Consider the following 13,656-nt stretch of genomic DNA (forward strand, 5'->3'; position numbering starts at 1 on the left):
TTGGTGTCGACAAAAGTAAATCTCGAAGGTACGGTCGGTTTTCGTCGGGTACCGGGCATCCCCGGTCCGTCGCAAGCGCAGCCTCAGTGTCGAGGGCTCGCCATGCCTGTACCGGCGTGAGCCACAACGGAGTGGAGGTGGAGACCCCGCGTCCCGCTCGACCGCTGCGGCTGTCTGGTTCCCCCGAACGCCTCAAAGGAGGACGTTGTGCACAGAACTCCACTAGGCCACCGATGGTGGTCTCGTTACGCCGCCGCGGCGGCGTCGGCCGCCGTGCTGGTACCGCTGACCATCAGCGGCGCCTCGGCCCACCCCGGGCACGAGCAGGACAGCGCCGCGGTCACCGCCGCCGCGGACGCCGAAGCGGCTCTCGACTGGGACGGCTACGAGAAGGTGCTGCTGAGCAAGAACACCGGTGAGCCGATCGACCTCGCCGTCCTGCCGGACTCGCGGGTCCTGCACACCTCGCGCGACGGCGTCGTGCGCCTCACCGACTCCGCGACGGGCCTGACCACCCAGATCGCGAAGCTCGACGTCTACGCGAACTCCGAGGACGGGCTCCAGGGCATCTCGCTCGACCCGAACTTCGAGGAGAACCACTACCTCTACCTGGTCTACGCGCCCCGCGTCATGGAGGGCACGTCGCCCTCCGGCGTGGCGTACCCGGAGACGACCCCGTCGGGCAGCGCGCCGAACTCGCTGCCGGCGGGCGAGGACGAGAGCTACTGGGACCGCTGGCTCGGGTACAACCAGCTCTCGCGGTTCACGTGGGACCCGGCGACCGACTCCATCGACCTCTCCACCGAGCGCGCGATCCTCAAGGTCGACGCCCAGCGCGGCCAGTGCTGCCACGTGGGCGCGGACATGGCGTGGGACGCCGACGGGAACCTGTTCCTGTCCACCGGTGACAACACGCCGGCGGGCACGCCCGGCGCCGACGGGTACGCGCCGAACAACAACGCCCCGGGCATGAACCCGGGCTTCGACGACCGTCGCGGCGCGGGCAGCACCAACGACCTGCGCGGCAAGATCCTGCGGATCAACCCGATCGAGGACCTCGCCCCCGGCACCGAGGTGGGCCCGGGGAGCACGTACACGATCCCCGAGGGCAACCTCTTCGACGACCCGCAGTACGACGACGTCCAGGACCTCGTGCGCAACGAGACCTACGTCATGGGGCTGCGCAACCCGTTCCGGATCGACTACGACATCGAGTCCGGCGCGCTCGTGTGGGGCGACTACGGCCCCGACGCGGCGAACGCCAACCCGAACCGCGGCCCCATGGGCTACGTCGAGTGGAACGTCACGACCGAGCCGATGAACGGTGGCTGGCCGTACTGCCACGGCCCGAACGCGAACTACAACGAGTGGGACTTCGCGACGCAGACGCCGGGCGAGTGGTTCGACTGCGAGGCCGGGGCGAAGAACAACTCCACGTGGAACACGGGCCTCGACGTCCTGCCGCCGGCGACGGCGCCGCAGGTGTACTACGGCGACCGCCCCGGCGACCAGCCGGCGCTGCTCGACCCGCTGGTCGAGCTCGGTGGCGGCGGCCAGGCACCGATGGGTGGCCCGATCTACCGCTCGGCCGACTACCCCGACGCGCCGGGCAAGTTCCCCGCGTACTGGGACGGCAAGCCGTTCATGGCGGAGTTCTCGCAGGACTACGTGGTCGCGTTCACGCTGGACGAGCTCTCGTCGGCCGGCCAGGTGACCGCGGTCGAGGACTTCCTGCCCAACGCGCACCTGGAGACGGTCAACCAGCCGATCTGGGACAACGTCATGGACATGGAGTTCGGCCCCGACGGCACGATGTACGTGCTGGAGTACGGCGACGGCTTCTTCCGCCAGAACCCCGACGCGGGCCTGTACCGGATCACCTACGGCTCCGACAACAAGACCCCGCGTCCCGCGATCTCCGCCGACCCGATCTCGGGTGGGGACGCGCCGCTCGAGGTGACCTTCGACGCGTCCGGGACCTCGGACGCGGAGACCCCGAACGAGGGCCTGACCTTCGACTGGGACTTCAACTCCGACGGCGTGTACGACGCCCAGGGCGAGACGGTGACGCACACGTTCACCGAGCGCGGCCAGTTCAACGTGCAGCTGCGCGTCACGGACGAGGGCGGCAAGTTCGGGCTCGCGATCCAGCAGATCACGGTCGGGAACACCGCTCCGGAGATCACGCTGAGCCAGCCCGACGGCGCCATCTTCACCTGGGGCGACGCCGTCCCGTACACCGTCTCGGTGCACGACGCCGAGGACGGCGACAACCCGGTGTGCCGCAACATCCAGTACACCTTCGGTCTGGGCCACAACACGCACGCGCACCCCGAGGTGAGCGGTCGGGCCGCGGACACGGAGGCCGGCTGCGGCTTCACGATCCAGACCAGCCCCGACGCCGTCGAGCACGGTGAGGGCGAGAAGATCTTCGGCACCCTCGTCGTGACCTACAACGACCAGGCGCAGGGCAGCGTCCCGTCGATCCGGGGCGAGGCCACGAACATCCTCAAGCCGGAGGCGCAGCAGGCCGAGTGGTACGACGCGGCCGAGGGCGTCGAGGTCGTCGAGGACCCGGCCGCGCACGCCGGGCGCTACGTCACCTCGTTCGACGCGGGCGACTCCTTCACCTACCAGCCGATGGCGCTCGTCCACGCGCCGACGGGCGAGGCGATCGACGAGATCACCGTCCGCGGCAGCGGCGAGGGCACCGTCACGCTGAGCTGGCAGGCCGAGGGGTCGGAGTCGGCCGAGCCGCTGGCCGACTTCGCCTTCACGGGCGCGGGCTGGCAGGACGTCACGAAGACCCTGGGCAGCGTGCCCGAGGGGTCGGGCTCGATCGTCGTGACGACCACCGGCGGCGTCGACGTCGACCAGCTCTCGTTCGCCGTGGGCGACGGCACGACCGAGCCGGTCACCATCCCGGTGGAGAAGGTCTCGATGCAGCTGTTCTCGCTCAGCTCGTGGAGCCGCCAGATCGGCTGGGAGGGCGTCTACGACCGCCTGGGCGAGATCGGCTTCCAGAACGTCGAGCCCTTCGGGTCGAACTTCACCGGCCTCACGGCCGAGCAGGCTCGTGCTCAGTTCGACGCGGCCGGTCTCCGTGTCCCGTCGTCGCACTACACCGTGAACGAGGGCACCTTCGACGCGACGCTCGCGTACGTCAAGACCCTGGGCCAGGAGTACGTGGGCTCGGGCGGCTTCCCGTCCCCCGGCATCGGTGGGGGCCTGGAGAACGTGCTGGCCACGGCCGACGCCATGGACCGTCTCGGCGAGCGTTCGGTCGCGAACGGCACCGGCAAGCTGTTCGGTCACAACCACGACCAGGAGTTCAACACCAAGTACGAGTACAACGGTGAGCTGACCTCCGCGTGGGAGATCCTCGTGGCGGAGACGAACCCCGAGTACGTCGCCTTCGAGCTGGACACGGCCTGGGCGGCGAACGCCGGCGTGGACGTGCCGGCGCTGATCGACGAGTACGCGGACCGCATCGAGCTCCTGCACATCAAGGACGCGACCAACCTCAACGCGGGTGGGCGTCCGACGTTCACCAACCTCGGTGAGGGCGACATGCCGCTGCAGGACATCCTGCGGGCCGGTCTCGATGCGGACGTGGCGTACTTCGTCATGGAGTACGACGGCTCGCCGGCGAACGACGTGTTCTCCGTCGAGGGCTTCGAGTACCTCACCGGCATCCCCGCCGGTGCGGACACCCCGGAGGTCGACGTGACGGTCGAGCCGCGCTGTATGGCCGGCAAGGTCTACGTCGCGGTGCGTGCGCTCAACGCGGACGACTCCGCGCTGGACGTCGCGATCGAGACGCCGTTCGGCAGCAAGACCTTCGAGGACGTGGCCCCGGGCAAGAACGCCTACCAGTCGTTCAACGCTCGTGCCACGGAGATCGAGGCCGGTGAGGTGACCGTCACGGTCACCGACCCGGACGGAGCGACGGACACGGTCACGGCCGCGTACGACGCGCGGTCGTGCAGCTGATCTGATCCCGAGCGCCGGGTGAGGCGGGCGTCCGACACCGTCTCACCCGGCGACACCGGGGCGCCACGTGGGGCGGCGGCCGATGCCGCCCCACCCTCTCCACGGTGGTGCGCCCCCCGGCGGCGCCGGCACGCCCCGCAGCGGGCGCACCACCTCCTCACGATCCCTCGCGGACGCGGCAGTGTCGCCGCGCCTCCTCGCGACCGAGGGTCGAGACGGCAGGACGACGGGGTCCTGGCAGTCCGACCGCTCCGGAGCGCGTCGGTCACGACGACGTGACCGACGGACCTGACCGACGTCACGTCGGTCCCCACCACTCACATCCAGGAGCACACCCATGACCGCACGTACTCTTCGACGCGCCCTGCTGGCCGGATCGGCGGCCCTCGCGGCAGCCTTCGTCGCCGCGCTCGGCCCTGCCTCTGCGTCGACCGTCCCGGACGACCCCCTCGAGGGTCTCCGGATCGTCATCTCCAACGACGACTCCATGCAGAACTCCCGGCCGAACGGCTCCGACGGGGAGGGGCTGTACGAGCTGCGCAAGGTCTTCTGCGACGCCGGTGCCGACGTCGTCGTGGTCGCGCCCTGGGGTTACCAGAGCGGGGCCGGGACCGCGGTGACGAACAGCGGCACGTTCCACATGCAGGAGGCGGACACGCTCCCCGAGCGCTACGCCGCAGACTGCGGCGACGCGCCGAGCCAGGGTGCCGTGTTCGGGGTGTGCCAGCCGATCGACGGGCGGTGCACGCCGGAGTCGCGCAGCGCCACCCCCGTCGACACGGTCAAGCTCGCCGTCCGCGGCGGCCTGCAGCACGTGCTCGGGTGGACGGAGCGCCCCGACCTGGTGCTGTCCGGCATCAACTCCGGACCCAACCTCGGCTCGTCGGTGAACGACTCCGGGACGGCGGGGGCCGCCCTGTCCGCCCTGTCCGTCAACACCCCCGGCTTCGCGATCAGCGCGTCGGCGACCGGCGCGGACCACCAGGCGGTCTACGAGCGGACCGCGCGGTTCGCCGTCCGGTACGTGGAGGAGGTCGTCCGGCAGGACGCGCTGACCACCGAGTACGTCACGAACATCAACTTCCCGCGTCTCACGGCGGACCAGAGCCCGGCCGGCGTCGTCGTCGCCCCGGTGGGCACCGGCACGACCGCGCGCCACTCCTACAACCCGAGCGGCGAGCGGTCCTTCACCGTCGGCCTCAGCGGGTGCCAGGCCGGCGACACCACGTGCGTCGCGGAGACCCGTCCCGACGCCGACTACCTCATGAACCGGGCCGGCTACATCACCGTCACGCCGCTGACGCCCGACCGCACCCACCTCGCCGCGACGCCCGAGATCGGCTCGGTCATCAGCGAGCTGTCGACGGTGGCGGTACGGGCCAGCGCGACCGGCCGCTGCATCGCCGGGACCGCGTACGTCGCGGCGCTCGTCCGCAACGACGACACCGTGCCCCTCGACGTCACTCTCTCGACGCCGTTCGGGGAGAGGTCCGTGAGCGACGTCCAGCCCGGTGCCGCCGCGTACCAGTCGTTCAGCTCCCGGTCGCGCTCCGTCGAGGCCGGCACGAGCCGGCTCACGGCCTCCGGCGACGGTCGGAGCGTCGAGGTCGACGTCGACTACGCCGCCGTCGCCTGCTGACGACGCCGGGGGTGGAACGTCGTCCGACGCGTTCCACCCCCGGCACCCGGGACCGACCGCCGCGCTTCCTCGGGTGGCGCGGGTGTGCCGAAGCGGCGACAGTGGCCGCAAAACGTAGAGAGCAGGAGACACCCGTGAGCGACGGACGAGTGGTGGTCGTCACCGGGGCGGCACGGGGGATCGGTCGCGCTGCGGCGGTCGCGTTCGCGGGCGCCGGATACCGTGTCGCCGGAGCCGACATCGCGGCGCTGGCGAGCCCGGCGATGGACTACGCCCCGGCTGACCCCGAGGACCTGGCCGAGACCGGCCGCCTCGTCGAGGAAGCCGGGGTCGAGTGGCTCCCGGTGGTCTTCGACCAGCGTGACCGGGCGGCCGTCCGCGCCGGGTTCGCCCAGGTCGTCGAGCGGTTCGGGGGCGTCGACGTGGTCTTCGCCAACGCCGGCGTGCAGGGCTTCGCGTCGCTGCTGGACATGAGCGACGAGCTCTGGGACGACCAGATCGACATCAACCTCACCGGGACGGCGAACGTCGTGCGGGCCTCTGCGCCGCTGCTCATCGAGCGCGGCGGCGGGCGCATCATCATCACCTCGTCCACGCAGGGCCAGCACGGCACGCTCGGGGGCGCCGGCTACTCGGCGTCCAAGTGGGGGCTGATCGGGCTCATGAAGTCCGCGGCGCTCGACCTCGGTGAGCATGGCATCACCGTCAACGCGGTGATCCCGGGACTCGTCGACACCGCGCTGACCCGTCACGAGGACCGCTACGCGCAGATCATCCGCGCCGGCGGGCACGAGCCCACCGGAGACGTCGCCCAGGACGAGCAGACCGCCGCGGAGGCCCAGCGTGCCAAGCTCCCCCTGGGGGTGCCGTGGGTCGAGCCGGAGGACGTCGCACCGCTGGTCGTGTTCCTCGCCTCCGACGAGGCGAGGATGGTCAGCGGTACCAGCTTCGCCGTCACTGGCGGCGACAGCGCCAACATCACCGCATGACGTGACGCCCCGAGCGGTCACCCTGCGTGCCTGAAGGTCACACGGCGTCGCTGCGGGCGCCGAGCCAGGGCGCGAGGACGTCGGTGCGGCCGAGCCAGCGCAGGCCGCCGTCGGCGAGCTCGTCGGGCGTCGCCAGCACGTCGCGGAACGCGTCGAGGAGCCGGCGGCGACCGCCGTCGTCGTCCGCGTCGCCCGCGGCCGTCGCCCCGACGATCACGACGCGCGTGTGCGGCTCGACAGGCCGCCCCTCGGCCGTCGTGGCGTCGTCCCAGGTGCCGAGGGTGCCGATGCAGAGCTGGCCGCCCGCGCCGTCCCACGCGCACAGCGAGTCGGGGCGGTTCGCGACGTGGAACACCCCACGCGACCGGACCCGGCCGGTGCCGAGGTCCTCGATCCGGCGCAGCAGGCGCTCGGGATCGAACGGCCGGGCCGACCACAGCTCGATCGTCCAGCTCCGGTCGCCGGACGGCTCGTCGCGCCGGGGGAGCGGACCCCGCGCGCCGAGGGGGTGGGCGCGGCGCTCGCCGGCGGCGGGGTCGTGCGTGTACCGGGCGAGGTCGTCGGCCACGAGCGCGTGCAGCCCGTCGACCCGCCGGGTGCCGACGCCGCGGAGGCGGTCGACGAGCCCGGACCCGGTGGCCGCGGTCGCGACGTCACCGGTCGTCACCACGAGGTCGGCGTGCTCGAGCTGGGCGGCGAGCACCTCGCCGACCGCCCGCTGGTCGTCCTCCGTCAGCCCGACGCCGCGCTCGGAGACGAGGTCGTCGTCGAGCAGGTCGTGCTCGAGCGTGTCGACGTCGGCGACGGCGAGGACGGTAGCGAGACGGAGGCGCTCGAGCTCGTTGCCGGGCGTGGCCTGCGCGGCGAGCGCCCGCACGACCGGCAGCGACTCCGCAGCCACGGGCAGCGCGAGGACGACGTGGTCCCAGCGGCCGTCGTCGGCGAGCCGGCGCAGCGTCGGGACGGCGTCCTCCCGCACGGCGCACGACAGGCACGCGTGCTCGAGCGGCACGACCTCGTCCTCGATCACGCCGGTGGCGTCCACGACGACGCGCCGCAGCGCGTCCTCGGTGGCCCGGATGTCGTGCCGGAGCGCGACGACGCGCGGCGCCCCGACGACGAGCCCGAACACGGCGCTGTCCCGCAGCACGGGGTCGATCGTCGCGAGGACGCTGAGGGCGACGCGGGTGTCGTCGGGCGACGGGTCCGGCGAGGGGTGCGGCGAGAAGGGCATGAAGCGCTCCGATCCGTGGTCTGGGGCCTCCCGCGCGGCCTCACGGCCGGTCGCGGGAACAACCCGCTCCTGAGAACTGTTCTCGACAGCGGGTCAGCATAGCGTCTTGACGGGAATGATTCTCACTATCTAGTGTCGTCCCCGTCGCCCCGACCGACCCCGAGAGGAACCGCCATGTCCGCCGTCTGCCAGGTGCTCGGCACCGCTCCCGGGTTCGGCCACGCGATCTCGCACTCCCACGTGCGGACCAAGCGTCGCTTCGACCCGAACATCCAGAAGAAGCGCTACTGGGTGCCGTCGCTGGGTCGTCACGTGACCCTGCGCGTCAGCGCCCGGGGCATCAAGACCATCGACCGCCAGGGGATCGACGCCGTCGTGGCGCGGATCCTCGCCCGAGGGGAGAAGCTCTGATGGCTACCCGCACCGACCTCCGTCCCGTGATCAAGCTCCGGTCCACCGCGGGCACCGGGTTCACCTACGTGACCCGCAAGAACCGCCGCAACGACCCCGACCGCATGGTCCTGCGCAAGTTCGACCCCGTCGTCCGCCGCCACGTCGACTTCCGCGAGGAGCGCTGATGGCGAAGCGGTCGAAGGTCGCGCGCAACGACCGGCGCGTCCAGGTCGTCGCCCGCTTCGCCGAGCGTCGCGCGGAGCTCAAGCGCGTCGTCGCGTCGCCGACCTCCTCGCCCGAGGAGAAGGCGGCCGCGGTGCGCGAGCTCCAGCGCCAGCCCCGCGACGCGAGCGCCACGCGGGTGCGCAACCGCGACGTCGTCGACGGCCGCCCGCGCGGCTACCTGAGGAAGTTCGGGCTCTCCCGCGTGCGCCTGCGCGAACAGGCGCACCGTGGCGAGCTGCCCGGAGTCACGAAGTCGAGCTGGTGACGGCGGCCGCCCTGCGCGGCGGCTCCCGTCCCGTCACCGGCCCAGCAAGGAGAACCACCATGAAGAAGGACATCCACCCCGTCTACGGGCCCGTCGTCTACCGCGACAAGTCCGCCGACTTCGCGTTCCTCACGCGCTCGACCCTCGCGGGCGACCACCCGCAGGGCCCCGGCGTCCCGCGCGAGACCGTGACGTGGACGGACGGGAACACCTACCCGGTCGTCGACGTCGAGATCTCGAGCGCGAGCCACCCGTTCTACACGGGCACGCAGCGCGTCGTGGACACGGCCGGCCGCGTCGAGAAGTTCCGCCAGCGCTACGGCGCCCGCGGCGGCGCGCAGGGCGGGGGTGCGCGATGAAGGTCCGCGCCTCGCTCCGCTCGCTCAAGGACAAGCCCGGGGCGAAGGTCGTGCGCCGGCACGGCAAGACCTTCGTCCTCAACAAGGCCAACCCGCGCTGGAAGGCCCGTCAGGGCTGACGCCGGATCGAGGCCCCGGCCCCCTCGGGGGTCGGGGCCTCGCTGTGTCCCGTGGGTGACCGCCCCGCGCCGAGGTCGCTCGAGAGTGGGACAGCGAGGCTGTCGAGCTTTGTGAGAACGATTATCGTTCGTATATAGTCCGAGCGCGGGCGGCCGTCAGGCGCCGCCCAGGACGAGCCCGCCGTCGGACCCGACGGCCTAGAGAGGATCCACCGTGTCAGTCGCCATCCGAGGCAGGGCGTGGGCCGCCGCCCTCGGCCTGCTCGCGCTGCTCGCATCGTTCGTCGTCCCGACGGCCGCCGGAGCGCTCCCGACGGCCTCCGCGCAGACCGTCCCCGATCGTGAGTTCGTGCTCACGCACGGCCACGTGGACGGGTTCGAGACCATCTACGACGCGGCGAGCGGCAGGCTCGTGCTGAGCGTCAAGGACGACACCCGCATCCACGACACCGGCGCCGTCTTCCGCGTGCCGGAGACGACGACGTTCGCCTACCAGGACGAACGGTCACGTACGACGCTGCCCCCGGCGACCGCGGGATGGGCGTTCCTCGGGAAGCACGGCGGCACGACGGCGTGGCTCGGCACCCAGTCCGGCGGGGACCAGACCTACGCGCCCTGGGTGGGGTGGAGCACGGAGCGGCTGCTCACGAGCCTTGCCGGGACGGGCGTCACGCCGGCAGCGGGCACGCCGGTGAGCCTCGACGTGCGCGTCCAGGGCCCGGGGGACGTGTTCTCGTTCCAGAACGACGCGTTCGGCGGGCCGATCAACGTGTACGTGAACACGCTCACGGGGGCCGGCACGATCCCGGTCGCGCAGAACGCCCACGTCCACACGAACTGGGTCTTCACGGCCGAGGGCGACTACACGTTCGTCGTGACCCCGTCCCTGGCCACGGCCGACGGCCGGACGATCGCCGGGTCCTCGGCCACCTACCACTTCCGGGTCGGCGAGCGTGCGCCCGAGCCGGTGACGACGACGGTCGCGGTCACCTCGGACCATGGGTCGTACCTCGAGGGTCAGTCGGCGGTGTTCACCGCGTCGCAGGAACCCGTGACGGAGCTGGCGGTGTACCGGTGGGAGGTCGCGGCGGCGGGTTCGCAGGAGTTCGTCGCGGTGGAAGGTGCCTCGGGCGCGTCGTACGAGCGCGAGCTGACCCTCGCGGACGACGGTGCGCAGGTGCGCGCCGTGCTGCTGGACGGGAAGCGGGTGGTGGGCACGTCCGAGCCGGTCACTCTCGCCGTGACTGCGGCCGCCGCGGCGCACACGGTGCAGATCACCGGGCTCCAGGACTGGTACGCCTTGAACAGCGAGATCCTTCTTGAGGCCGTGATCGAGCCGGCAGTCGAGGATGCGACCTTCCGCTGGGAGCGACGGTTCGTCGACGCCTCGGAGTTCACGCCGTTCTACCCGACCGTGTTCCGCGACGCCGACCTGACGCTCCTGGCGAACGAGTACGCCACCGGCGTCGCATGGCGCGTCGTCGCGCTAGATGCGCAGGGCGCCGAGCTCGCGATGTCCGAGCCGGTCGTGATCCCCGAGGTCCGCGAGGTCCCGTGGGAGGCACCCGTCCTCGACGACACGCCGGTCGTTCTCACCGAGGGCCACATCGACCTGTTCAGCCTGTACCTCGACGCCGGCCGCCTCGTGCTGTCGGTCGTCGACGATACGCGGCAGCACGCGAGCCGGAAGGTCGACCGCGCACCGAGCGCGGTGACGGTGTCCGTCGACCCGGAGCTGAGCGCCACGCCGGTGCCGGACACGGGCTACGACTTCCTCGGCGAGCCCGGGAACGAGGTCTACGTGCTGCCGGGGTCGGGGAAGACAGGGCTGCCGTGGCCCGGGTGGTCGACCGAGCAGCTCGAGAAGAGCCTGCCCGCAGGCGAGACGGTCTCCGACCTGCGCTACGAGATCGAGGTCGAGGGTCCGGGTGACGTGTCCGCCTGGGCCGGGGCGATGAACGGGTCGCCGAGCGTGCACTTCGACAGCGGCGACGACGAGCCCGACGTCATCTCGGTCCACCTGGGCGCGCACGTCCACACCAGCTGGGGCTTCACCGAGCAGGGCACCTACACGCTCCGCGTCACCGCGAAGGGCTCGCTGTCCGACGGCACCTCGCTGGTCAGCGACACCGAGACCTACACGTTCCAGGTCGGTGAGGCGGCACCCGAGCCGGTGACGACGACGGTGACGGTCACGTCGAACAAGGACTCCTACGCCGAGGGCGAGTCTGCGGTGCTCACCGCGTCGCAGGATCCGGTGACGGACCTGGTGACGTACCGGTGGGAGGTCGCGGAGGCGGGCTCGGACGAGTTCGTCGCGGTCGAGGGCGCCTCGGGCGCGTCGTACGAGCGTGCGCTGACCACGGCGGACGACGGTGCACGGGTGCGTGCGGTACTGCTGGACGGTGAGCGGGTCGCGGGCACGTCGGAGCCGTTGAGGCTGGACGTTACCGCGAAGCCGGACCCCGGTCCCGGCCCGAACCCGGACGCGTCGGAGCCCAACCGTGAGTTCGTCCTGAACAAGGGCCACATCGACGGTTTCGAGACCACCTACGACGCCTCGAGCGAGGAGCTCGTGCTGTCGGTGAAGGACGACACGCGTCTCTACGACGCGGGTCCGACGTTCCGCAGGCCCGCGGACGTGACCATCGCCTACGAGGACGCCCGGGCCGTGCAAAAGCTCCCCGCGGCCCAGGGCAACTGGTCGTTCCTCGGCGAGTACGGGGGCGCCGACGCGTGGATCGGCACCCAGACGGGCGAGGACCAGACCTATCTGCCCTGGATGGGGTGGAGCACCGAGCGTCTGCTGTCCACCCTGCAGGGAACCGGCATCACTCCGGCCGCGGGCAGCCCGGTCTCGCTCGCGGTCGAGGTCACCGGCCCGGGCGACGTGTTCACGTTCCAGAACGACTCCTTCGGCAACCCGATCAACCGGTACGTCGACACCACGACGTCGGCGGGCGGCACCATCCCCGTCACGGCCAACGCGCACGTGCACACCAACTGGGTGTTCACGGCCGAGGGTGACTATCACCTCACCGTCACGCCGTCCCTCAAGACGGCCGACAACAGGACGATCACCGGTGACAGCGCCGACTACCACGTCCGCGTCGGTGCCTACATGCCGCCGTTCGAGCCGCTGCCCGAGGACCAGCTCACCGACGCCAACCGGGGCGGGCTGACGCTCGACAAGGACAGCTACCCGCTCGGGTCGGACGCCGTCGCGTCGTCGTCGGCACTCACGGACGCCCGCAGGGTCGTCGCGTACGTCTACTCCGAGCCCACCTCGGCCGGTGAGGCGACGGCGGCCGACGGTGCGGTGACGGTCACGATCCCGTCGACGGTCGGGACGGGCGCGCACAAGCTTGCGCTCTACGACTCGCCCACGGGTGAGCTCCTCGGCTGGGCGCCGTTCACCGCGACCGCCGCCGCGAACGACGTCGGAGGCGCAGGAGATGGCGACGGCGGCGGTGCTGGCGCCGGGGACGGCTCGGGTTCCGATGCCGGGACGGGCGCAGGCTCGACGACGCCGGAGCAGTGCATCCCGACGCCCGTCACGAGCGAGGTCAAGACCGGCGCCGTCAGCGGCATCACGGAAGGTCACTTCGACTTCGGGTCGATGGTGGAGAACGGCACGCTCGTCGCGAAGACGAAGGACGACCGCAAGCAGCCGCCGAGTTGGGTCGACCCAGAGTCCCTGACGTTCCGGCTCGGGGACGCCGCCAAGCGCGAGGTTCCCGCCGGCGCCGACTTCGCCTTCCTGGGCAAGGCCGGGGCGACGATCTGGTCGATCGGCCAGGTCCAGGAGCCCGGTGTGCCCTGGGTCGGGTGGAACACGCAGCACCCTTCGCTCATCGAGGCGGCGGCCGGACCGGTGACGTACACGCTGGATCGCGTCGATGGCCCCGGAAAGCTCGGGGTCTACGCCACCGGGAACTTCGGCGGGGTGGGCACCAAGTACTTCGGGACGATGGAAGGGTTCCCGCGCTCGACGTCGGTGCCGCTCAACCAGCACGTGCACGGCAACTGGGCCTTCAGCGAGCAGGGCGTCTACAAGGTGACGTTCACGCTGTCGGTGCCGCTGAAGAGCGGCGGCACGGTCTCCGATTCCGCGACGATCACGTTCTCCGTCGGGGACAGCTCGGGTACCGCGACGAAGACGACGTACGTCGGCAAGACCGCGTCGGGCGAGGACTGCGAGCTGAGCGCCGACCAGAAGGCGGCACTGGCGACGACTGGTGCCGACCCCGCGAGCGCTCTCGCGCTCGGTGCCCTCCTGCTCGTCGCCGGTACGACGCTCTACGGCGCCTCCCGCAGGCGGCGCGGCGCGCGTTCGACCGTCTGACGCGCCTGCAGCCCGCACCGTCCTGCGACGACACCTCCACCTCCTCCTGTGTCGTCGCAGGACGGTGTGCGCACCACGAGAACGAAAGTTGGACT

At 71.5% G+C, this 13,656-nt stretch carries 10 protein-coding genes; 9 read left to right on the forward strand and 1 reads right to left on the reverse strand.

Going from position 1 to position 13,656, the window contains the following annotated elements; all coding sequences use genetic code 11:
- Positions 1-273: 273 nt before the first annotated feature.
- From ABWU78_RS07710 to ABWU78_RS07720, 3 genes are all read left to right on the forward strand, one after another.
- Positions 274-3,993 (forward strand): PQQ-dependent sugar dehydrogenase, encoded by a 3,720-nt coding sequence (locus tag ABWU78_RS07710; protein WP_439158027.1) that lies wholly within the window; start codon positions 274-276, stop codon positions 3,991-3,993.
- 337 nt (positions 3,994-4,330) lie between these two features.
- Entirely contained in the window at positions 4,331-5,632 is a 1,302-nt protein-coding gene (gene surE / locus ABWU78_RS07715) for a 5'/3'-nucleotidase SurE (protein ID WP_439158028.1), read from the forward strand.
- Between the two features lie 134 nt (positions 5,633-5,766).
- Positions 5,767-6,621 carry an SDR family NAD(P)-dependent oxidoreductase gene (locus ABWU78_RS07720; RefSeq protein WP_253051960.1) on the forward strand — a complete coding sequence of 285 codons (855 nt, stop codon included), beginning with the start codon at positions 5,767-5,769 and terminating at the stop codon, positions 6,619-6,621.
- Between the two features lie 37 nt (positions 6,622-6,658).
- Here the strand turns inward: ABWU78_RS07720 and ABWU78_RS07725 are convergent, their stop codons facing one another.
- The gene (locus ABWU78_RS07725; protein ID WP_439158029.1) at positions 6,659-7,855 is read right to left on the reverse strand and encodes a GTP-binding protein; all 1,197 of its coding nucleotides are present in this window, start codon (positions 7,853-7,855) and stop codon (positions 6,659-6,661) included.
- 174 nt (positions 7,856-8,029) lie between these two features.
- Here ABWU78_RS07725 and rpmB point away from each other — a divergent pair, with 174 nt between their 5' ends.
- From rpmB to ABWU78_RS07755, 6 genes are all read left to right on the forward strand, one after another.
- Positions 8,030-8,266: a 50S ribosomal protein L28 gene (gene rpmB / locus ABWU78_RS07730; protein ID WP_021483267.1), complete on the forward strand. Its 237-nt coding sequence runs from the start codon at positions 8,030-8,032 to the stop codon at positions 8,264-8,266.
- On the forward strand, positions 8,266-8,433 hold the full coding sequence (rpmG, locus tag ABWU78_RS07735; RefSeq protein WP_021483268.1) for a 50S ribosomal protein L33: 168 nt from the start codon (positions 8,266-8,268) through the stop codon (positions 8,431-8,433). The genes rpmB and rpmG overlap by 1 nt, the downstream gene beginning before the upstream one ends.
- Entirely contained in the window at positions 8,433-8,738 is a 306-nt protein-coding gene (gene rpsN, locus ABWU78_RS07740; protein ID WP_439158030.1) for a 30S ribosomal protein S14, read from the forward strand. Before rpmG ends, rpsN begins: the two co-directional genes overlap by 1 nt.
- A gap of 59 nt (positions 8,739-8,797) precedes the next feature.
- On the forward strand, positions 8,798-9,097 hold the full coding sequence (locus ABWU78_RS07745) for a type B 50S ribosomal protein L31 (protein ID WP_353707151.1): 300 nt from the start codon (positions 8,798-8,800) through the stop codon (positions 9,095-9,097).
- A complete protein-coding gene (gene ykgO / locus ABWU78_RS07750; RefSeq protein WP_021483271.1) occupies positions 9,094-9,216 on the forward strand; it encodes a type B 50S ribosomal protein L36 in 123 nt (40 codons plus the stop codon). Before ABWU78_RS07745 ends, ykgO begins: the two co-directional genes overlap by 4 nt.
- A 214-nt stretch (positions 9,217-9,430) precedes the next feature.
- Complete coding sequence (locus ABWU78_RS07755; protein ID WP_439158031.1) at positions 9,431-13,561, forward strand: TIGR03773 family transporter-associated surface protein; 4,131 nt, start codon at positions 9,431-9,433, stop codon at positions 13,559-13,561.
- The last annotated feature ends 95 nt before the right edge of the window (positions 13,562-13,656 follow it).

The organism is Cellulosimicrobium sp. CpK407, assembly GCF_051844275.1.
Lineage (GTDB): Bacteria > Actinomycetota > Actinomycetes > Actinomycetales > Cellulomonadaceae > Cellulosimicrobium > Cellulosimicrobium cellulans_G.

Excerpts from the sequence above, each read along its gene's own strand:
- surE (WP_439158028.1), top strand. The coding sequence starts at position 4,331 with ATGACCGCACGTACTCTTCGACGCGCCCTGCTGGCCGGATCGGCGGCC.
- ABWU78_RS07725 (WP_439158029.1), bottom strand. The coding sequence starts at position 7,855 with ATGCCCTTCTCGCCGCACCCCTCGCCGGACCCGTCGCCCGACGACACC.
- rpmB (WP_021483267.1), top strand. The coding sequence starts at position 8,030 with ATGTCCGCCGTCTGCCAGGTGCTCGGCACCGCTCCCGGGTTCGGCCAC.
- rpmG (WP_021483268.1), top strand. The coding sequence starts at position 8,266 with ATGGCTACCCGCACCGACCTCCGTCCCGTGATCAAGCTCCGGTCCACC.
- rpsN (WP_439158030.1), top strand. The coding sequence starts at position 8,433 with ATGGCGAAGCGGTCGAAGGTCGCGCGCAACGACCGGCGCGTCCAGGTC.
- ABWU78_RS07745 (WP_353707151.1), top strand. The coding sequence starts at position 8,798 with ATGAAGAAGGACATCCACCCCGTCTACGGGCCCGTCGTCTACCGCGAC.
- ykgO (WP_021483271.1), top strand. The coding sequence starts at position 9,094 with ATGAAGGTCCGCGCCTCGCTCCGCTCGCTCAAGGACAAGCCCGGGGCG.